This window comes from Gordonia alkaliphila, from assembly GCF_023017165.1.
GTDB lineage: Bacteria > Actinomycetota > Actinomycetes > Mycobacteriales > Mycobacteriaceae > Gordonia > Gordonia alkaliphila.
In genome coordinates this window covers 205,818-226,630 of sequence record NZ_JALKBW010000001.1, presented here as the reverse complement: position 1 = coordinate 226,630, position 20,813 = coordinate 205,818, and the positions used below count along the sequence as shown (strand labels likewise).

Genomic DNA, 20,813 nt, shown 5'->3' with positions numbered 1-20,813 from the left:
CAAGTTCTTGTGGTGTGAGGAAATGTCGGACACAAGGGGTAGTGTTCTGGTTGTCCGACGGGGGGAACAGCCCGCAGTGCGGATCAGGTGCGCGGAGCACCTGAAACCACACGGTGGTCATTCTTCATGGAGAAGCCGCCGGACGACCTGTCAGTTTCCGCGTTCGAACTGTTTGCGAGGAGTCCGCAATGGCTATCACCGTCTACACCAAGCCGGCCTGTGTGCAGTGCAATGCCACCTACAAGGCGCTCGACAAGCACGGTCTGTCCTACGACGTCGTCGACATCAGCCTCGACGACGAAGCCCGCGACTACGTGATGGCCCTCGGCTACCTGCAGGCGCCCGTCGTCGTCGTCGACGACGAGCACTGGTCGGGCTTCCGCCCGGAACGCATCAAGGCCGTCGCCGCTCGCGCAGCGTAAGGAGGCGATCGTCGTGTCCGTCGTCGCCTCTGCACGGGATTCCGTGCATACCGGCTCATCGAGCCGGGGAGTCGGTGGTGCGGAGAACGCTTCCGGACCGGGAGATGCGATCGGCGGCGCACTGCCGCTGATCGTCTACTTCTCCTCGGTCTCGGAGAACACCCGGAGGTTCGTCGATAAACTCGGCGGTCGGTCGCGGCGGATCCCGCTGCACGACCCCGAGGGTGCCTTCGAAGTCGACGAGCCCTACGTGTTGATCAGCCCGACCTACGGCGGCGGCAAGTCCATCGCCATGGGACGCCGGGCCGGATCCGACACGGGCAAGAGCGGTGGTCACGTGCCCAAGCAGGTGATCCGCTTCCTCAACAATCCCCGCAACCGGTCCTTCATCCGCGGGGTCCTGGCCGCAGGCAACACCAACTTCGGCGAGGACTTCTGCGTGGCCGGTGACATCATCGCCGCCAAATGCGATGTGCCCTACCTGTACCGCTTCGAATTGATGGGCACCGCCGAGGACGTCGAACGCGTCCGCGCCGGTCTCACCGCGTTCGCCGTCGGCCCCGCGTTCAGTCGCTGACCGCTCGCGGTCGTCCAGCTTCAGTCGTCAACTCGCAATATCCCTTCATGCAACATCCAGGAGTCCTCGTGTCGCCTTCCGCAGTTCCCGTGTCCGATCTTCCCGACGTCGAGCCCACCGTGTCGGCCAGCGTCTCCGGCGTGCACGCCGGTCCGGCCGGGCACGCCCCGGGTGACCTCGACTATCACGCGCTCAACGCGATGCTGAACCTGTACGACGCCGACGGGAACATTCAGTTCGAGAAGGACCAGCAGGCCGTCCGCCAGTACTTCCTGCAGCACGTCAACCAGAACACGGTGTTCTTCCACGACCTCGACGAGAAGCTCGACTACCTCGTCGAGGAGAACTACTACGAGCCCGAGGTCCTCGACCAGTACGACCGTGAGTTCGTGAAGCTGCTGTTCGGCCACGCCTACGCCAAGAAGTTCCGCTTCCCGACCTTCCTCGGTGCGTTCAAGTACTACACCAGCTACACGCTGAAGACCTTCGACGGCAAGCGCTACCTGGAGCGTTTCGAGGACCGCGTGTGCATGGTGGCGCTGACCCTGGCCGCCGGGGACACCGCGCTGGCCCGCAATCTGGTCGACGAGATCATCTCCGGTCGCTTCCAGCCGGCCACCCCGACCTTCCTGAACTCGGGCAAGAAGCAGCGCGGTGAGCCCGTGTCCTGCTTCCTGCTGCGCATCGAAGACAACATGGAGTCGATCGGCCGCTCCATCAACTCGGCGCTGCAGCTGTCCAAGCGCGGCGGTGGGGTGGCGCTGCTGCTGAGCAATGTTCGCGAGCATGGCGCCCCGATCAAGCAGATCGAGAACCAGAGCTCGGGCGTCATCCCGATCATGAAGCTGCTCGAGGACTCGTTCAGCTACGCCAATCAGCTCGGTGCGCGGCAGGGCGCCGGTGCGGTGTACCTGCACGCCCACCACCCGGACATCTACCGCTTCCTGGACACCAAGCGGGAGAACGCGGACGAGAAGATCCGCATCAAGACGCTCAGCCTGGGCGTGGTGATCCCCGACATCACTTTCGAGCTGGCCAAGAACAACGACGACATGTACCTGTTCAGCCCGTACGACGTCGAACGTATCTACGGGGTGCCGTTCGCCGACGTCGACGTGAGCGAGAAGTACCACGAGATGGTGGAGGACAAGCGCATCCGCAAGTCCAAGATCAAGGCGCGCGAGTTCTTCCAGACCCTCGCCGAGCTGCAGTTCGAGTCGGGTTACCCGTACATCATGTTCGAGGACACGGTGAACCGGGCCAATCCGATCGACGGCAAGATCACCCACTCGAATCTGTGCTCGGAGATCCTCCAGGTGTCGACGCCGTCGACGTTCAACGACGACCTGTCCTACAGCCACGTCGGCCGCGACATCTCCTGCAACCTTGGCTCGATGAACATCGCCAAGGCGATGGACTCGCCGGATCTGGGCGCCACCATCGAGACCGCGATCCGCGGCCTGACCGCCGTGGCCGACCAGACCTCGATCGACTCGGTGCCGTCGATCCGCCGGGCCAACGAGGAGGGCCACGCGATCGGCCTGGGCCAGATGAACCTGCACGGCTACCTGGCCCGCGAGCGCGTCTTCTACGGCAGCGAGGAGGGCATCGACTTCACCAACATGTATTTCTATACGGTGCTGTACCACGCGCTGCGGGCGTCGAACAAGATCGCCAAGGAGCAGGGCCGTCCGTTCGTGGGCTTTGAGAAGAGCACCTACGCCTCCGGCGAGTTCTTTGACAAGTACATCGATCAGGTGTGGGAGCCCAAGACCGCCAAGGTGCGCGAGATGTTCGCCACTGCCGGTGCGAAGGAGGGCGAGGACGGTCTGTTCGCCACCGCCGGAGTGGCCATCCCGACCCAGGACGACTGGCGTGAGCTGAAGGCCGCCGTGCAGCAGCACGGTATCTACAACCAGAACCTGCAGGCCGTCCCGCCGACCGGTTCGATCAGCTACATCAACCATTCGACCAGCTCGATCCACCCGGTCGCGGCGAAGATCGAGATCCGCAAGGAAGGCAAGATCGGCCGCGTCTACTACCCGGCGCCGTACCTGACCAACGACAACCTGGAGTACTACCAGGACGCTTACGAGATCGGCTACGAGAAGATCATCGACACCTATGCTGCCGCCACCCAGCACGTCGACCAGGGTCTGAGCCTGACGCTGTTCTTCAAGGACACCGCCACCACCCGCGATGTGAACCGCGCACAGATCTACGCCTGGCGCAAGGGAATTAAGACGCTCTACTACATCCGGCTTCGTCAGATGGCTCTGGAAGGCACGGAAGTGGAAGGCTGCGTCAGCTGCATGCTCTAGGCCTCAGGTGGCCGTGAAGCGGCCTCGGGCACCGTTGTTCGCGCGTGGTGCCCCGATGGCCGCTTCGTGCTATTCCGGGCAGCTTCCCGCAATTCGGACGCAGTTCTGTAACTATGAGACCGAGGGACTGTCGGGACTGCTGCACGGATAGGTGACATTTGATCTGGCTTGCCCGGGAGGGCCGGCCTGGAACGATGTTGCTGTGCCTAAGCCCTATCCGAGTGAGTTTCGAGATGACGTTGTGCGCGCTGCTCGGAACCGTGAGGCCGGAGTGACGATCGAACAGATCGCGAGAGACTTCGGTGTCCATCCGATGACGCTGCAGAAGTGGCTGCGTCGCGCTGACATCGACCAGGGCGCGGGGCCCGGCCAGTCGCGCACCGAGTCGGCCGAGGTCCGCGAGCTGTGTAAGCGGAACCGGCTGCTGGAGCAGGAGAACGAGGTGCTGCGTCGGGCGGCGGCGTACCTGTCGCAGGCGAACTTGCCGGGAAAAGGCTCTACCCGCTCGTGGCTGAGATCGCCGAAGCAGGGATCCCTGTCACGTTGACGTGCCGGGTGCTCAAGCTCTCCCGCCAGCCCTACTACCGGTGGCTGGCCGCCCCCATCACCCCGAGCGAGGTCGTGGAGGCCTATCGCGCGAACGGCCTGTTCGACGCCCACCAGGACGACCCCGAGTTCGGGTACCGGTTACTGGCCGACGAGGCCCGCGACAACGGCTAAGCGATGGCGGACCGGACCGCGTGGCGCATCGCGTCGGCGAACGGCTGGTTCAGCGCGTTCGGCAAGCCCAAGCGTGGCAAACACCGCAAGCCCGGCCCACCCGTCCACGACGACCTCTGCTCGGTTGTCGACGAGCATGGCCAGACACCGCACGTGTTCGACGCGGACGAACCGAACCAGCTGTGGCTGACCGGCATCACCGAGCACCCGACCGCGGAGGGAAAGCTCTACCTCTGCGCGATCAAGGACGCATTCAGTGGCCGGATCGTCGGGTACTCGATCGACTCGCGAATGAAGTCCCATCTGGCCGTCCGGGCGCTCGAGAACGCTGCCGCGCTGCGTGGCGACGTCGCCGGCTGCGTGGTGCATTCGGACAGAGGATCTCAGTTCCGAAGTCGGAAGTTCCGGCGCGCTCTCACAGGTCACCGCATGGTCGGATCCATGGGAAGATTCGGGTCGAGCGGAGACAACGCCGCCATGGAATCGTTCTTCGCACTCCTGCAGAAGAACGTCCTCGACCGCCGCTCCTGGACCACCCGGGAGCAGCTGGGCATCGCGATGGTCACCTGGATCGAGCGGACCTACCACCGCCGACGCCGGCAGGCCCGTCTGGGCCGTTTGACGCCCATCGAGTTCGAGACCATCATGACCAACAACGTCGCTCTCGCGGCGTGACTACAACCTGTCACCAATCCGTGCAGCAGTCCCGTCCCGTGACCGAGATAACACGAGGCCTGATTGTGGCGAAACACACCTTTCATGAGGTTATGTCGGTCTTGGATCCGGTGTTCAGGGCTACTCGCTGGTAGGGGCCTCGGCAACGAAGGCGGAGGCCAAGTCCGGATCAGCTCGCGGGCGATTGCGCAGGCGCAGCGGTTGTGAAACGTAACGATTTCATTAAGCATGGACGATGTTGTTGGGGAGACGGAATCCGCGCGAGATTCGGGGGGAAGGCAGACATGCGTGTTGAAGCTCGAGAGGTTGAGCCCGTTGTGGCGGAATCGCCGATGGGCGAGCGGGTCGTGACGTCTGCAGCGAACGTCGAACCTTCCACGCGCGCTGCCGAGCAGGAACCTCAACGCGATTCGTGGTTGGACAGGTATCGGTGGGGTGTCACGATCACGGACTTCGTCGTCATCGCCGCGGCGGTGTTCATCGGGCAGGGGCTGCGTTACGGATTTGGGCGGGGACTCACCGACATCCCGCCCGGCTTCCATCTGCCGGTGTACGCGGTGACCATCGCCTTCATCGTCGGTTGGTTGCTGGCCCTCCGCATCGCCGGGGCTTCGGACCGGCAAGTGCTTGCTGCTGGCCCGACCGAATTCAACCGGGTGATCGCCGCATGCTTCGCGTTCTTCGGCTTCTGTGCGATCCTGGCGATCAGTTTCAAACTCATGGTGCCGCGTGGCTTGTTCGCCATCGTCTTCCCGCTGGGGACGCTGGTGCTGCTGGGCTCCCGATTGCTGTGGCGGCGAGCCATCGACCGCCGCCGATCCGAGGGCAGGTGCATGCACTCGGTGCTCGTGGTCGGTGATCAGGCTTCGACCTGCTCGCTCGTCGAACGGCTGGCGGGGTCGCCGGAGCTCGGTTATCGGGTCGTCGGTGTGTGTACACCCAATCTGATCGACAGTAAGGAAATCGAAGCGCATCTCGCGTGTTCGGCACTGGGTCGGTTCCCCGTCTATACCGGGCTGGAGGCGCTGGGCGACGCCGTGCGCGAGACCGGCGCGGACGCGGTGGCCGTCGCGGGGACCGGTGTGCTGCACGAGTCGTCCGTGCGCGAGCTCGCCTGGACGCTGGATGCCGAGGACGTCGAGTTGCTGATCGCGCCCGGCCTGGCCGGCATCTCCGGTCCGCGGATCACGGTCCGGCCGGAGGCGGGACTGCCGCTGCTCCATGTCGAGGGCCCGCAGCACGCGCAGGCGAACCGGGCCAACAAGGTCGTCTTCGACAAGGTGATGGCCTCCCTGGCGCTACTCGCCGTCAGCCCGCTCATGATGCTGATCGCCCTCGCGGTCAAGCTGGACAGCCGTGGACCGGTGTTCTACCGCGGGGAGCGGGTCGGTGCAGATCTCGAGCCCTTCCCGATGTGGAAGTTCCGCACCATGGTCGACGGTGCGGACCGGATGCGCTCCGAACTGGCGACGCAGGACGAGGGCAACGGCGTCCTGTTCAAGATTCGTGACGATCCCCGTGTGACTCGCGTGGGCCGGTTCTTGCGCCGGTACAGCCTCGATGAACTGCCCCAACTGTTCAACGTGGTGCGGGGAGAGATGAGCATGGTCGGTCCGCGACCGCCGCTTCGTGAAGAGGTCGAGCGGTATGAAGGACCGGTCATCCGCCGCATGCTGGTCCGTCCCGGCATGACCGGGATGTGGCAGGTGTCCGGCCGGAGTGATCTCTCCTGGGACGACTCGGTTCAGCTCGATCTCCTCTATGTGGAGAACTGGTCGATGGCGGGCGATCTGATGATCCTCGCGCAGACGGCCCGGGCTGTACTGGCGAAAGACGGTGCATACTAGAGTGCGCCGATGGCGAGCGAATGCCGGGCTCTGACGGTGTCGACTCGGCAGCCGTCCGCGGACGGCGCGATCGTATGCGGAAGTTCTTCGTGACTCTGGCGGTCGGGCTGGCCTCGGCCATGTGTCTGTTCATCGCGGCCGGATACCAGGTCTGCGTACGCGACCACAGTGATCCGCTGCGGCGCGTCGATGCGATCGTGGTGCTGGGTGGCGAGCACGACGGCCGGGAGGCCTATGCGCTCCGTCTGGCGAGAGAAGGCTATGCCGACACGGTGGTGGTGTCCGACCCGTACTGGCCCCGAGAACCGGATGACGAGTACCTGGATGGTCTCTGCGCCGGGGCGGAGCCTGCGGTGGAAATCGTGTGCTTCCGGCCGGAGCCGTCGTCGACGCGGGGTGAAGCGCGATTCATCGCCGCCCTGGCTGATGAGCGTGGCTGGTCCTCGCTGATCGTCGTCAGTTGGGGCCATCACCTGGTGCGGGCGCGGTACATCCTGAGTCGTTGCTTCGACGGCCAAACGGTGATGCGCGCCATGCCCAGACAGGGTGGCTACGGCCCGGTGCGCTGGGCGCGGATATTCAATCATCAGCTCGGCGGATTCGTCGAGGCGCGAGTGAAAGGCTGCTGACATCGCTACCCAACAACGGCTCCAGTGGGTCGATGCGTTACGCGGACTGTGCGTCCTCGGTGTGGTTCTCTACCATGTGACGCTCTGGGACTTCGTTCCTGCGGTCGGTGCCGATGGTGTGGGCACCGACGCCCTGATCTCGGAGGTCTGGGACCGCGGAAACCGTTTCCTGGGCGTCGTGCGGATGCCGGTGCTCTTGGCGATCTCCGGCTACCTGGTGAGCAACCGCCTCCTGCAGGGCCGGCGCAGCCCTGCGCCTTTCGTTCGAGGGGCGAACTCCTACTACCTGTACCTGGTGTGGACCGCCGTGCTGGCGGTCTTCTACCTGGTGATGGCCCGCCCGGATCTGCCGCACGAATTCTCCGGGGTGTCCGCGACTGCCTTGGAACTGGTGATGCCGACCACGCCGCTGTGGTTCATCTTCGCGCTGGCGGTCTACGCGGTGACCTTCCCCTTTCTGGCGGGAATTCGCCCGTGGATCGTGGTCGCCGGTCTCGGCCTCGCTTCGTGGGCCGCGCTCATCATGGGCGAACAGGTGATGCCGCTGAAGGTGGTTAGCGGTGCGGTGTTCTTCGGGATCGGCGTGTTTCTCGCGCCCCAACTCACGGCACTGACCGAGCGGACCTCGCTTCGGCGTGCGATCCTGTTCGGCCTGGGGGTCATGGTGACCTACGGGATCACCGGCCTGAGTCTTCCGGCGCCCGTCGATCGGCTGGCTTCGCTGCTCGTGGCCGTGCTCGCGGTCTGTTTCGCCTTCACAGTGATCGGACCCGTGGTGCGACGGTTCCGTCGGACCGGAGTGGGTGCGGCGTGGATCGGCCGCCGAACGCTCGAGGTCTATGTTCTGCACGTCCCGATGGTGCTCGTGATCCACGTGTTCGCAGATCAGGTGGCGCAGGGTTTTCACGCGGTGCATCTGATCGTGATCGAACCGCTGGTGACCACCGCTGCGGTGGTGGCCGCAGCCCTGCTCCTGCGCAAGGGGGCTTCGGTCCTCCGGCTGAATTGGATGTTCGTTCCGCCGATCGCCCTCGGCGCGCTGGTCACGAGTGCGCACAAGCGGATCACCGCATCGATCCGGCCGGCTTCGAACGAGGACCCGGCGTCGGCCGGCACGCGGAATTCGGTCTGACCCGGCACTCGGTCTGCCCCGGCACTCGGGTTGAGGCAGGGCGCCGGGAGCGTGGTCAGCCCGCCGTGGAGACCCAGTCCTGCAGGCGATCGATGAAGTTTCCGGTCGAATACATTTGCGCAGCTGCGACGCCGTCGGGTGACGCACGGCCAGCGACGCTGCGCACCGCGGCGGCGATGTCGTCGAGGTTGCTCATGTCGGCAGTCGCGCCCATGCTCGTACCGGACTCGAGAACGGCCTCTGCGGCACCGCCGAGTTCGTTGACGACGATGGGAGCCCCGGCCGCGAGTGCCTCGATCGGCATGATGCCGAAGTCCTCGACGGGTGGGAAGACATACGCCAGACAGCGCTGGTACAGCGCACGCAGCAGTTCGTCCGACACCGCCCCGGCGAAGATCACCGGGGTGTCCTTGGCCGCAGCCTGTACCCTCAGCTCGGATTCCTTGGGGCCGCTGCCGACGATCACCGCAGGAAGACGCATGTGGGCCGCCGTGTTGATCACGACATCCAGGCGCTTGTACGGGACGAGCCGAGACGCGCCGAGCAGGAAGTTGTCGGGCAGACCGTCCAGGAACGCGGCTTCGCGTTCATTCAGGGTCGACGACCAGTCGTCCACCGAGGTGATGATCTCGGTGGCGACCGGTGGGTGGATGACCACGGCGTCGCGATGCCAGAAGCGCTGGATACGCTCGGCGACATAGTTGCTGTTGGCGGCCATCGCCGTCGCCTCCTGCGCCCGCCGGCGGTCGATGCCGCGGAAGAGGGGTAGCAGGGGGCGGGCGAACGCGGCGCGCCGATCGACGTCCGGCTCCCAGATGTACCGAGCGGGGGAGTGGACGTAGACGAACTTGGGGACTTCGGACTGGTTCGCCGCGGGTGGAACCCGGACGTGATGGGCGAAGCAGTGCGAACTGACCAGCGTCCAGTCGTATTCGCCGTCGATCCCGGTCCGCCAACGCAGGGGCATCGCGGGCAGCCGCAGCGCCTTGTTGGGCTCGCGCCGGCCAGCCGGCCACAGCTCACGGATTCGTGCGGCCGGATAACGGTCGGTATCTGTGTTCCACAGGCAGAGGATGTCGGCGTCGGGATAGGCCTCCGCCATCGCATCCAGCACCCGTTCGGCGCCGCCGTGCGGTTCGATCCACTCGTGGACTATCAAGCCCCCCATGTCGACCGGACCTTCCTAGAGGACGGGGACACGAGGCCTCACACCAGGCTGTCGGCGACGTACTTCGGTGCGGAACCGACCACCGACCCGAGTACGACGGCGTCGACCTGCTCGGCGACCGACACGGCAGCATCCAGGCTCGCCAGCGGCGTGCGCCGGTACTGGACGAGCGGCACGACGTGCGTCGTGCGGGTATCGAGCATCGAATCGGCGGGGGACCGTGCCGGATCTCCCACCACGGTCACCGACACCGGTGTCGCGAGGGCTTCGAACCCGCCAGTGGCGTGGCGACCTTCGAAGGTCGCTCCGGCCGTCGCGTGGACGCCGACCTGTCGCAGCTCGTGCAGAAGGGCTTCCACGAAGGGCGGCGTCAGGTGTCCGTCGGTGAGATCCACCAGTGCGATCGACGGTTCGGCGGTAGCCGCGGTGGCGTAGACGATGCGATTCCGTACGGCGGCGGCGGCGGACTGAAGCTGCGCCTGGTCCGGCTTGGCCGGGATGGTGCTGAGGACCGGTCCGGCGCCGGCTTCGGTGACCTTACCGATCGAACGGATACGGGAACTGGTCATGAAGCGGAGGATCGCCGCCAGCATTCCCAGGATCAGACCGAGGCCGGCGCCGATCGCCGTTCCCCGGAGGATCGACACCCCGGTGCGTGATTCCGGTTCCGGAGCGCGCGAGATGATCGTCGCGATGACCGCCGCCCCGGAGTCGGGAACGATCGGCTCGAGCTTGGGGATCTCGTTCGCGAGTTGCTGAGTGACCTCGTTGGCGATCCGACGGGCCTCGGCAGGATCGTCGTCGGAGACCGCGATCGAAAGGATCGTCGTGTTGGGAATGGGGCTCGCGGTGATCTTTCCGGCCAGTTCCTGCTGCGACATGTCGAGACCGAGTGCTTTGATCGTGTTCGACGTCACCGTCTGAGCGGTGGCGATCTTCGCATAGGAGAACAGGCGCCGTTCGGCGAACTGGCTGCCGCCCTGGAAGTCGAAGCCGCTCGCGCCGGCCGTCGACACGAACAACTGGCTGGTGGCAACATAGTCCCGGGCGAGTTGGCTGCTGATGCCGGCGCCGAGGAGAGCACCAATGATCACGGTGGTGAGCAGAAGCACCCATCCGTCGCGCAGCGCATGGATATAGGCCTTGAAATCCATCAGGCGTACTTCCTCGTCTTCGTTCGGTCGATCCGGGCCGGTGCGGCCGATAGGCGCGACCCGGCGGGAGAGCTCTCCACGGTGTCGTGTCTGGGCGCATCACCGCCGCGCCATCGTACCCGGCGTCCTCCAAGCGGACAAAACGAAGGACTCCGGGGCCACCCGATCCACCGCAGATGCGAAGTGGCGAGGAGTCCCGATGGCCTAGTACAGTGCAGGCATCCGCCACCCGGGCGGGCTACGTTCAGGAGGCGCCATGCGCACGACACCGGTCGTCTCGGGCCCCCGCAATGGGCGGCCACGAGGCGCGGTCCTGCTCGCCGCGGTGCTGGTCGCGGTACTCTCCGCCTGCGCGGGTGAGGCCGCTGAAGACGAGGCTCCACCTGCGGAGACGACGCACTACGAAGGGGCGGGACCGGGGTCGCTGGTCAGCTCGGAGAGCTTCCTTCAACTGGACGGATCATTGCGCTCGGATCGCTACCTCAGCAGGCGCGCCTGGTATCGCTCCACGAACAGCGCCTCGCAGGCGCCGACAGAGGTCAGCGGCTCGTTCTTCGCGCCAGCCGGGAAGCCCCCGAACGGGGGCTTTCCAGTGATCGTCATCGCACCCGGTACCACGGGTGCGATGAGCGGGTGCGGCCCGAGCAATTTCCCCGACCTGCGCGGCTACGGGGCCGGGGTTCTGCGGTACCTCAAACTCGGCTACGCAGTGGCGGTGCCCGACTATCAGGGACTCGGACCCGGGGATCCGGGGAAGCATCCGTATCTGGAGGCCGATACCGCGGGTTACAATGTGATCGACGCGGTACGCGCGCTCCGGCAGCTGTACCCGCAGGCGTCCGCCCGCTGGGTGGCAACCGGCGGTTCGGCTGGCGGGCAGGCGACGTGGGCGGCGAACGAACTCGCCGCCCGATACGCACCTGAGCTGAAACTGCTCGGCACGGCGAGCATTTCGCCCCCGGTCGATCTCACGAGTCTCGGCGCGGGACTCGAGAGCACGAAGGCGTCAGCCCGGCAGCGCGCATACCTACCGATGCTCGCGATCAGCATCAGCTCGTCACATCCGGATAAGGCGAAGCTCGAGGACTATCTGAGTCCGCGGGCCATCGATTCTCTGAGTGTCCTGGCGGGATGCGCGGATCCGCAGGGCGCGGCCAAGGATGCCCTGCTGGCAGCCCTGTCAGCGGACGACCTGGGGCCGCGCACGAGGGAGAGTGCGATCGTTCTGCAAGACTGGCTGGCCTCCACCCGGCTGCCGCAGCACAAAGCGTCGGCGCCGATGCTCATCGGCTGGGGTGGTGCGGACCCGATCGTCCCGCCGGCTTCGGTGGAGAAGGCGGTACGGGAGGCGTGTGCCCTCGGATCGACGGTGAGCACCATCTACGCCGCGGATGCCGGCCACGACATGAAGGGCGTCGATCGACAGGTTCAGCGGTGGCTGCGGAATCGGGTCGACGGTGATCCGGCCCCCGATGACTGCCGCGCTCACGAGAACTGATGGTTGTACGAGGAGGAGACGTGGAGTCGAAGGTCGCTTATCTGAAGCAGAAGGGCCGCAAAGGCGTCCTGCGCATCGGCCAGCAGGGATACAACCTGCTCATCACCTACTTCCCGTCGCATCACGTCCGGCTGAATTGGCTGCGATTCTGGGGTGCCAGCATCGGTGCCGGTTCTGCGGTCATGCGCGGCTGCACGGTCCTCGACATCCGTTCGCTCACCATCGGCGATTCAGTGTCGATCGGATCCCGCTGCCTTCTCGATGCGCGTGGCGGCTTGACCATCGAGGACGCGGTCGTGATCGCCAGCGACGTCCATCTCATCGGGGCCTACCATGTGATCGATTCCGATGACTTCGAGTCGGTCGAGAAGCCGATCCACATCGGTGATCATGCGTGGATCGCGAGCCGTGCCACGGTGTTGTGCGGGGTGACCATCGGCCGCGGTGCGGTCGTCGGTGCGTGCTCCCTGGTGCGTCAGGACGTCGGCGAACTCGAGATCGTCGCGGGTGTGCCGGCCAAGCATCGCGGGATGCGGAGGTCGAACCTGACCTACGACCCGAAGTACCGTCCCGTTCTCTACTGAGCGCACTTGCCAGGAATCCACGTGAACCATGACCTGCTGGCGCACAAGCGCCTGATCTACGTCGCCGCCGAGTCGGGGGTGAGCGGTATCGGCGACTTCGCAGACGAATTCCTCGGTGCAGTCGCCCCGTACTTCGGGACGGTGGAAACGCTGCGCCACGGGCCGCCCGGGGAGTCCACGGCACACGATATCCGGCAGGGGAGGTTGGCACTGGCGCAGTTGGTCGGTGCCGGGCCCAGCGGCTCGACGGTGGTGCACTTCGAGCTCAGCGGAGGGGCCGTGGTCCCCTTTTGGACGGTTCCGTCGGCACGTCCGGCACCGGTCACCGGCACCGTGCACGATGCGCCGTGGCCGGTGTGGTGGCCGTTGCGCACCAGGGGAGTGGCGAACCGGACCCTGCTGCATCACGGACTGCACTACCCGGTGCAGCCGGTCATGGCGGCGGTGCAGCGGCGGGTGATCGGCGATTCGAGCCTGTTCGTGATGACCGGTGCCGGTGCGCGGGAGACCCGCCGCCGCTTTCCGCGGGCGCGGATCATCGAGACCGAGCACCACGTTCCCGAGCGGCCGCCGATCCCGGCGCCGGCGGAACGTCCGCTCGCCGTCGGCCTGTTCGGTCACGTCTACAAGGGCAAGGGTTTTGACCAGCTCGTGGCATTGCGGGAGACACTCGACCCGAGCATCGCCATCCGGGTGGCCGGGCGCGGTACGGAGAATCTCGCCCCGGTCGACGGTGTCGAGATCCTGGGACCCGTCGACGGTGCGGCCGAAGATGCCTTCTTCTCGTCGATCCGGGCGATGCTGCTGCCCTACGACAAGCGCAGCCATTACGGCACCGTCTACCCGGCCTCCGGCGTGCTGATGCGCGCGATCGCGTACCGTACGCCGGTTGTCTGCAGCGGCTACGGCGCGCTGGCCGATTATCCGGAGACAGACGGGATCATCCCGGTTCGCGGCGAGATCGGCGACCTGGCCGCGGTGGCCGCGGACGTCATCGGTGATGGGGTGCGACTGCGTGCGCTGACCGCCGGCGTCAGCGGATTCGCCGAGCGTGCCGGCATCGACCAGACCGTCCAGCCGTATCTGGCGGAGTGGGTTCGCCTGCTCTCGTCCGGCACCCGATGAAGCTTCGGATCGATTCCTCCCTCCTCCGCGCCGCGCTGGCCGCGCTGTGGGTGTACGGAGGGCGTGGAATCGGTCTGCTCTGGATCGCGGCGCTGAACTACCGGCTCGGTGTCTCCCAATACGGTCTGTACGCCATGGCGGTGGCCATCGCGCCGCTGATCGCCACTCCGCTGGAGAGCCCGTTCATCGTCCGATCCATCCGGGTCGACGACGACACCTTCCGGGCCGAGCGCTTCACCCGGGTCATCACCGGTACGGCGATCGCCGTGGTCGGCTATCTGCTCGTCTCGGTGTCGTTCATCGCGGGATACGCCCTGATCGTCGCGGGTGGAGAGATCACCTTCAACGCGCTCAAGGCGTACCGACTCCGCAAGGGCCACCCTCATCTGGTGAACCGGATGGACACGGTGCGGCAGGTGTCCAGCGTCGTCACCGGTGGTGCGGTCCTGTTCCTGGTGCAGGATCCCTCGATCACTCTCGTCGCCGCGTCCTACTCGATCCCCTGGGCGATCGTCATCGCGGTCTCTTGGTTCACCCTGCCGGCGGCGCGCCCCCGGTTCCCGGGAGGGCTCAAGGAGTCGTCACTCCTGGCCGGTGAAGCCCTGGTCAACGCCGCGAACATGCAGGGTGACCTGTTGTTGCTCGGCATGCTGACGAACAGCACCGTTGCCGGCTACTACTCCCTGGCTTCGGTGACCGCGTGGGCGCTGGTCGTCCCGGCGCAGGCCTACGGCCAGACCTTCCATGAGCGGTTGCGCTTCGCCGACGGAGTCCGGGGTTCCTGGCCGCCGATGCGGCGGGTCGCGGCGATCTCATTGGCCTCTGCGGCGCTTCTCGCCGCTGTCGGCGCCGCAGTGGTCCTGTCGCCGTTGCCGTCTCCGACGGGATGGGCGATGCTCGCACTCAGTCCCTTCGTGTTCGGCCGTTCGATGACGAGCGTGCTCGCGATCATCATGTACGCACAGCGCCGGGATGTGGAGCGGTTCACCTGGGCGCTTCCGATCCTGCCGCTCAAACTCGGGCTAGTCGGTGTGGCCGTCGCACTGGGCTGGAACGCCACCGGCGCCGGTATCGCCTGCTCCGTGGCGGAGCTCACGCTCCTCGCTGCGTATCTTCGGCTCATGCGGCGGTCGGCTACAATTGTCGCCGACCCGCGGGGCGGGGTTGAATCATCTCCTGCGGATCGGAAGGTGGGGACGGCGGAGTGACACTGTTGAAGAGTACTGTCTTCTTGCTGTCCAAGGACCCGGTGCACGACGCAGGCGGAGACGTCACGATGACCCGATTGGTGATGAATCTGGCGCGCGAGAGCCGGCCGGTGCGCGCCATCGCCTTGTCGACGAAAGGCGTTTCGGACGGGGACGTCATCAGGGTCCCGAAGCCGCCCGTCTCGCGATTCAGCCTGCTTACGTCGAGTCTGCGCTCCGGTCGCAGTCTGGTGCACGCGCGGTTCGATTCGCCCGAACTGATCCGAGCGATCGAGAGCAGCGGATCGGCGGAGTTCGTCGCCGAGCACAGTTACATGGCAGAGTCGTTCTTGCGCTCGGCGGCCCGGCACAGTGCCCGCCTGCACGTGAACACTCACGTCTCCGAATCTCTGGTGTGGCGATCGACCAGATCCCGGCTTCTGAGGTCCGAGGCGCGGCGGATCGACCGCGATGAGTACCGGGTGGCGCAGAGTGCGGACTCGGTGGCGACCTTCGACAAGGCCGACCGCGATCGGTACCGGGCCGCCGGTGTCGGGCAGGTGCACTGGCTGCCGTTGACACTGCCGCCGGCCGACCGGATCGACGTCGCGGACGGGGGGCCGAACCTGGTCTTTCTCGGCGACCGGACCTGGCCACCGAATGCCGAGGCTGCGCAACGACTGCTGCGGCTGTGGCCGCGTGTCCGGGCCGCGGTCCCCGACGCTCGGCTCTACCTGGTCGGCAAGGGCTCCGACACGCTCGACGAGACGCCCGAGGGCGTCGTCGTGACGGGTTTCGTGCCGGACCTCGCAGCGCTCCTGGCGGACTGCCGCGCGATGATCGCGCCGATCGCCACTGGTGGCGGGGTGCGGGTCAAGCTGCTAGAGGCGGCCTCACGCGGGCTTCCCTTCCTGGGCACGGCGGAGGCCCTCGGTGACCACGGGGAGGTACTCGGCGTGGAAGCAGCCGAAACCGACGACGAACTCGTCGAGCGGGCCAGCGAGTATCTGCAGGACGCGGCGGCGGCGGATCGCGAATCGCGCCGACTCTACGAGGCCAATCGCGCCCGCTGGGACGACGGCGAACCCCATCGAATCGTGGAGGCATGGCTCGACTCGGGTCGGGTGGAGGTGGGCATGTGACGGCAACGCTTCCAGAGAACCGGGCTGCGGAGATCCCGCAGGCCCGTCGTCGGCGTATCGCCGGGAATGCGCACTGGATCGGTTTGGCGGTTCTCTTCGCGGCGGTGGCGCTGATCGCCGCATGGGGCCTGGTCGAGGGCTACCGAGAAGTGGTGGTTCTGACGGCTGGCGCGGTCGTCGGGCTCACCGGCTGCATCCTGTTCAGCCGGTGGATTCCGTACGCCTTCGCCTTCGTCTTGGGCGGCTTCCCGTTTATGCAGTTTCCGGGTCTTCCACTGCCGGTGGTCTTCATCCTGGGCGCCGCCGTGTACGTTGCTGCCTTCCTGATCCCGCATGCGGTGTCGGCGATCTCCGGGCTGGAGGTCGCCTACTCGGCCTTCGTCGCACTGTCGATCGTGTCGGCGGTCGCCACCAACTCACACGCGCTCGACATCACGACCCTCATCCGCTGGGTGTTCGCGGCGGCGATCGTGATTCCGCTGGTCCGATTGCCCCGAGATGTCTTCCTGCTGACCGTCCGATGGTTCGGGATCGGGGTGACGGCCGGGGCGGCGATCGCGATCCTCAGTTTTCAGGACCTGGGCGGCGACAAGATCATGGCTCGCATGGGCTATCGGGTGACTGACGAGACGACCCGCTATTTCGTCGAGAACGGTCAACGCGGTGCAGTCCGGTTGGCCGGCACCTACATCGAACCGAATATCGCCGGTCTGTTCCTGGTGATCGGGTTGATCGCGGTCGTCTACACCTTCCGGACGTCGTTCGCCGTCCTGTGTGCGGCGATCATCGGTACCGCGATCGCGCTCACCCTCAGCCGGTCGGCCATGTTCACGGTGATTGCGGGCCTGTTGCTGTTGTTGGTGCTCAGCAAGCTGCCCGTCGGCGCGCGAATCCTCGCCTTCGGGACGATGGCCGTCGGCCTACTCGTCCTTCTCAGTGACGACACGATCGCTCGGCGCCTGCTCGACACCGGTTCGGCGCAGGACTCCGGCGCCTTCGAGCGCATGAACGCCTACGAACGGTTCACCGGCTACATGGACGGACACTGGATCTTCGGCGTCGGCTGGGGGCGGCCGGAGTTCTTCAGCCAGGAGTGGGGCTACACCGTCAACTTCGTGGCCAATACCCCGCTGCTCACCTTCTACCGCGGCGGACTTCTGGTCTTCTTGGCCTTCGTGGCGGTCATCCTGGGCGGACTGGTGCTCAGCTTCCGGATGCTCCGCGCGGACAGCTTCCGTCTCGCCGCGGTCGGGGCCGGCTTCGCCGCGCTCAACGGCATCGCGATCCAGCTCGACTTCCCGATCGTGATCGTACCGATGGTCACTCTCGTCTACAGCTTCCTAGTCGCGATCCTGATCCAGGCGGCCAGAGATCCGGCGATGAAAGCCCGAACCAGCAATCCGACGGACGATCCCGAAAAGCGGGGGACGTCGACGACGCAGGGAGTCGCATGAGCACTCAGATCATCGAACGGGCCAAGGCCATCCACGACGTCCTGGTTCCGGGTGCGAAGGACAGCGACAAGCGGATCCCCGGCGTCGAAGGCCTTCGGGGTCTTGGTTGCATGGGTGTCGCCTTCGGCCATGTGGCGCAGATGAATGCGCCGATCACCGGTACCGAGCTCCGGCTCTGGCCGCTGGGGCTGGCGCTCAACCTGTTCTTCGCCGCCTCAGGCTTCCTACTCTACCTTCAGTTCGCCGCTCGCTTCATGACACACAAGCCGATGCCCGATATGAAGAGGTACGCCAATCGGCGGTTCTTCCGGATCTTCCCGGGCTACATCGTCATCTTCCTGTTGGTGAATTTCCTGTTTCAGGCCAGTTATCTGGAGAATCAGCTGATCGCCACGGCGCAGCAGAAGGCCACCGGGGACTTCGGACTCGGTGTCGGCATGATCACCGATCCGCCGATGCTCCTGAGCCAGCTCAGTCTCACCGCGTCACTGTTCCCGCAGTACATGCAGACCGGGATCAGCCCGGCGTGGTCGTTGACGCTCGAGCTGAGCTTCTATCTGTCGCTGCCCATCTCCGGCTGGCTGCTGTGGATGCTCGCCCGCCGGACCTCGATGCCCAAGGCGTGGATCGTCCTCGTTCCGCCGATTCTCCTCATCGCATTGAGCTCGGTCGGCAAGTACGTCGCCGACCGGCTGTCCGCGGCGCACGGCGGTATCGGTGCCGTCGAGAACGGCTTCGGACCGACCTGGATCGCGGTATTGAGCCGCAGCTTCCTGGTGCTTGCCGACACCTTCGCTTTTGGCATGCTCGCTTCGGTGGTCTTCCTGGCGATCAGTGCCGGCAAGCCCGGGCGTAAGACGATCGGCTGGTTGCGGGTTGGTGCCGTCGTTATGATGATCGGCCTGGTCCCGGTGCTGCTGACACTGCGTGACCTGCACACCAGATTCGACAACATGGCGCTGTCGGCGCTGTCGATGGGCATCATCATTTTCATCACTAGCCCCTTCGCCGCCGGTCGGACTTCGTGGCTGTCGAACGCCATCGACTCTCGATACTTCTATCGGCTGGGTACCATCTCGCTCAGCATCTACCTCTGGCACTACCCGGTCCTGTTGTTCACCCGGCGGATGGGCTGGTATGGCGACGACTCGATCTCCGGTCTCGCCATTAGTGCGGCAATCGTCCTCATTCCGACAATTCTGCTCAGTGAAGTCACGTATCGTCTGGTGGAAGCGCCAGCTCTACGCTGTGAGTTCAAGCGCAGGCCGAATGGATGGCCGACGATCGTGAGGAGTTGAGTGCGTACATCAGCGATTATCAGCGTGCTGAGTGTCTGCGTCGTTCTCGGTGCAGGCCTCGTCGGAACGGCGGTGGAGGCGCCGCGGTCGGCGGCATCGCCTGGCTCAGCGGTATTGGAGGACTCTCGGCAACTCGGCGTGTCCACCGGCGCGGAGGTGCTCGACTACTCCGCTGACAAGGTGAACCGGGTTTTCGCTGAGATGAAGAGTCTAGGGCTGCAGTCGGTCCGGATCGATCTGCCGTGGCCCATGGTGGAGCCGAAACAGGGATCGTTCGACTGGACGAAGACCGACCGGGTGGTGAACAGCGCGCGTGCCCACGGATTGGCTGTCCTGGGCATCCTCGACTACACACCGAAATGGGCTGGCGGGGCCGGGTATTCTAACCTGATGTCCGCCCCGGCGAGACCAGCCGACTTCGGAGCCTACGCCCGCGCTGTCGCCGCACATTACGGGGACCGTGTCGCCGGGTACGAGATCTGGAACGAACCCAACGCCGCGATGTTCTTCAAACCACCGAACGCCAGCGTGTACACGGCACTGCTGAAGGCCGCCTACCCGCAGATCAAGGCGGCGGCGCCGGAGGCGGCCGTTGTCGCCGGCGCCGTGGCATTCGTGGCGAACACGAACGGCACGATCGACCCCGTCACCTTCGTCCAGGGCATCTACGATAACGGCGGGCGGGCGTACTTCGATGCCTTGTCCATTCACCCCTACAGTTACCCGACGGCGTTTACCGACGACGGCGGCTGGCCGCAACGGCCGACCCAGTACCTGGCCAGTATCCGGCGGATGATGGTCGAACGCGGCGATGCGGCGAAGAAGGTCCTGGTGACCGAGTTCGGTGCCCCGACGAAGCAGGGCAAGTCGGAGGACCAACAGCAGCGGATCATCCTGGACATGATCGGGGCCTGGCGTTCTCTGCCGTGGGCCGGGCAACTGTATCTCTTCTCGGCGATCGACAAGAGGACCGGTTCGGCGAACGCGGAGGATAGTTTCGGCCTCCTGCGCTCGGACTTCGGACGCAAACCCGCCGCGACCGCTGTCGCCGAACTGGTCCGGAGCGGTCTCCCGGCCGCCGCTATCGAATCGCGGTTCACGGCGTTCCCGGCGCAAGACGCCTTGACGCCCGCGTACAGCCTCACCCAGAACTGCACCTCCAAGGAGTACTTGGAGGGCGCCGGGTTTCATTCGGCGAAGGGAACATTCTGGTCTCCGCGTCCGGTCGGCGATTACCTGCGACGTGGCCTGGCGTGTGCGGCGGGTCCCTTCGCCAACGGCCAGCAGCGTGCCGGACCCAATGGCGAAGCGCTGGTCTTCTGGTCCGCCGCTACCGGCGCGCACGCGGTGTTCGGCGGCATTCTGCAGGTGTACGATGCTGCGCTGGGTTTCCCGACGTCGGACGAGTATGCCAGTGGATTCGGACGCCGGCAGGACTTCCAGAACGGATACATCACCTGGAACATTCTGGCCGGCGCGAAGGTCTACAAGCGCTGAGAGGCCGGCCCGATCGTCGACTCCGGTGGCTCATCGCTCAGGATTCAGCGCCGGGAGTCGAGGCGGTCACGCAGCAGCGGCATGACGTCCTCCAATGAACGGAGCATCGCCTCCAGGCGAGACACCGGATCGGGTGCGCTGAGGCGGGCAGCTGGCAGCCCGCTCTGGTCGGACCCCGGCGTGGGATAGGGATCGTCGAGGAATCAGCGGGTCACGCGCAACCGCTCCAGTCCGCGGCAGGCCAGCCTGATCTGCCCCGCCGCCCACCTCGCTGCCGCGAGTGATCAAAACGGTGCCGAACCTGCCGTGGTGCTCGTCGTCCGTGGCCGCCAGCACGTCGGCGACGAGTTTGCCGGTACCGGGGCTCGAAGACGGTGAGCGTC

The 20,813-nt window shown here is 65.8% G+C and carries 16 protein-coding genes and 1 pseudogene; 15 read left to right on the top strand and 2 right to left on the bottom strand.

Annotated features, from left to right (window positions below; genetic code table 11):
* Positions 1–188 precede the first annotated feature (188 nt).
* The 7 genes and pseudogenes from nrdH to MUG78_RS01040 all read left to right on the top strand — a co-directional run bounded on the left by nrdH (position 189) and on the right by MUG78_RS01040 (position 8,323).
* Positions 189–422: a glutaredoxin-like protein NrdH gene (gene nrdH, locus MUG78_RS01070; protein WP_246991388.1), complete on the top strand. Its 234-nt coding sequence runs from the start codon at positions 189–191 to the stop codon at positions 420–422.
* Between the two features lie 109 nt (positions 423–531).
* Positions 532–999, top strand: coding sequence for a class Ib ribonucleoside-diphosphate reductase assembly flavoprotein NrdI (nrdI, locus tag MUG78_RS01065; protein WP_246996731.1), 468 nt, complete (start codon positions 532–534; stop codon positions 997–999).
* 68 nt (positions 1,000–1,067) lie between these two features.
* Positions 1,068–3,320: a class 1b ribonucleoside-diphosphate reductase subunit alpha gene (gene nrdE, locus MUG78_RS01060; RefSeq protein WP_246991387.1), complete on the top strand. Its 2,253-nt coding sequence runs from the start codon at positions 1,068–1,070 to the stop codon at positions 3,318–3,320.
* A 202-nt stretch (positions 3,321–3,522) separates the two neighbouring features.
* Positions 3,523–4,715, top strand: a pseudogene (locus tag MUG78_RS01055) (IS3 family transposase).
* Positions 4,716–4,918: 203 nt separating this feature from the next.
* On the top strand, positions 4,919–6,562 hold the full coding sequence (locus tag MUG78_RS01050) for a sugar transferase (protein WP_246991385.1): 1,644 nt from the start codon (positions 4,919–4,921) through the stop codon (positions 6,560–6,562).
* 74 nt (positions 6,563–6,636) lie between these two features.
* Positions 6,637–7,191 (top strand): YdcF family protein, encoded by a 555-nt coding sequence (locus tag MUG78_RS01045; RefSeq protein ID WP_246991383.1) that lies wholly within the window; start codon positions 6,637–6,639, stop codon positions 7,189–7,191.
* A 1-nt stretch (position 7,192) separates the two neighbouring features.
* Entirely contained in the window at positions 7,193–8,323 is a 1,131-nt protein-coding gene (locus tag MUG78_RS01040; RefSeq protein ID WP_308221390.1) for an acyltransferase family protein, read from the top strand.
* Positions 8,324–8,378: 55 nt separating this feature from the next.
* Here MUG78_RS01040 and MUG78_RS01035 read toward each other — a convergent pair whose 3' ends face one another.
* Both MUG78_RS01035 and MUG78_RS01030 read right to left on the bottom strand, forming a co-directional pair.
* A complete protein-coding gene (locus MUG78_RS01035) occupies positions 8,379–9,491 on the bottom strand; it encodes a glycosyltransferase (protein ID WP_246991379.1) in 1,113 nt (370 codons plus the stop codon).
* A gap of 38 nt (positions 9,492–9,529) precedes the next feature.
* Entirely contained in the window at positions 9,530–10,645 is a 1,116-nt protein-coding gene (locus MUG78_RS01030; protein ID WP_246991377.1) for a YveK family protein, read from the bottom strand.
* Between the two features lie 256 nt (positions 10,646–10,901).
* Between MUG78_RS01030 and MUG78_RS01025 the strand changes: the two genes are divergently transcribed.
* From MUG78_RS01025 to MUG78_RS00990, 8 genes are read left to right on the top strand one after another with little or no spacing between them, the layout of a single operon-like run.
* Positions 10,902–12,143 carry an alpha/beta hydrolase family protein gene (locus tag MUG78_RS01025; RefSeq protein WP_246991376.1) on the top strand — a complete coding sequence of 414 codons (1,242 nt, stop codon included), beginning with the start codon at positions 10,902–10,904 and terminating at the stop codon, positions 12,141–12,143.
* A 20-nt stretch (positions 12,144–12,163) separates the two neighbouring features.
* Complete coding sequence (locus tag MUG78_RS01020; protein ID WP_246991375.1) at positions 12,164–12,727, top strand: acyltransferase; 564 nt, start codon at positions 12,164–12,166, stop codon at positions 12,725–12,727.
* Positions 12,728–12,748: 21 nt separating this feature from the next.
* Positions 12,749–13,852: a glycosyltransferase family protein gene (locus MUG78_RS01015; RefSeq protein ID WP_246991374.1), complete on the top strand. Its 1,104-nt coding sequence runs from the start codon at positions 12,749–12,751 to the stop codon at positions 13,850–13,852.
* Positions 13,849–15,060 carry a lipopolysaccharide biosynthesis protein gene (locus MUG78_RS01010; RefSeq protein WP_246991373.1) on the top strand — a complete coding sequence of 404 codons (1,212 nt, stop codon included), beginning with the start codon at positions 13,849–13,851 and terminating at the stop codon, positions 15,058–15,060. Before MUG78_RS01015 ends, MUG78_RS01010 begins: the two co-directional genes overlap by 4 nt.
* Positions 15,061–15,065: 5 nt before the next feature.
* A complete protein-coding gene (locus tag MUG78_RS01005) occupies positions 15,066–16,181 on the top strand; it encodes a glycosyltransferase (protein ID WP_246991372.1) in 1,116 nt (371 codons plus the stop codon).
* A complete protein-coding gene (locus MUG78_RS01000; RefSeq protein WP_246991371.1) occupies positions 16,178–17,635 on the top strand; it encodes an O-antigen ligase family protein in 1,458 nt (485 codons plus the stop codon). The genes MUG78_RS01005 and MUG78_RS01000 overlap by 4 nt, the downstream gene beginning before the upstream one ends.
* Positions 17,632–18,933 (top strand): acyltransferase family protein, encoded by a 1,302-nt coding sequence (locus MUG78_RS00995; protein WP_281499759.1) that lies wholly within the window; start codon positions 17,632–17,634, stop codon positions 18,931–18,933. The genes MUG78_RS01000 and MUG78_RS00995 overlap by 4 nt, the downstream gene beginning before the upstream one ends.
* Positions 18,934–20,430 carry a cellulase family glycosylhydrolase gene (locus tag MUG78_RS00990; protein WP_246991368.1) on the top strand — a complete coding sequence of 499 codons (1,497 nt, stop codon included), beginning with the start codon at positions 18,934–18,936 and terminating at the stop codon, positions 20,428–20,430.
* Positions 20,431–20,813: the final 383 nt, after the last annotated feature.

Excerpts from the sequence above, each read along its gene's own strand:
- nrdH (WP_246991388.1), top strand. The coding sequence starts at position 189 with ATGGCTATCACCGTCTACACCAAGCCGGCCTGTGTGCAGTGCAATGCC.
- MUG78_RS01045 (WP_246991383.1), top strand. The coding sequence starts at position 6,637 with ATGCGGAAGTTCTTCGTGACTCTGGCGGTCGGGCTGGCCTCGGCCATG.
- MUG78_RS01035 (WP_246991379.1), bottom strand. The coding sequence starts at position 9,491 with ATGGGGGGCTTGATAGTCCACGAGTGGATCGAACCGCACGGCGGCGCC.
- MUG78_RS01030 (WP_246991377.1), bottom strand. The coding sequence starts at position 10,645 with ATGGATTTCAAGGCCTATATCCATGCGCTGCGCGACGGATGGGTGCTT.
- MUG78_RS01025 (WP_246991376.1), top strand. The coding sequence starts at position 10,902 with ATGCGCACGACACCGGTCGTCTCGGGCCCCCGCAATGGGCGGCCACGA.
- MUG78_RS01010 (WP_246991373.1), top strand. The coding sequence starts at position 13,849 with ATGAAGCTTCGGATCGATTCCTCCCTCCTCCGCGCCGCGCTGGCCGCG.
- MUG78_RS00995 (WP_281499759.1), top strand. The coding sequence starts at position 17,632 with ATGAGCACTCAGATCATCGAACGGGCCAAGGCCATCCACGACGTCCTG.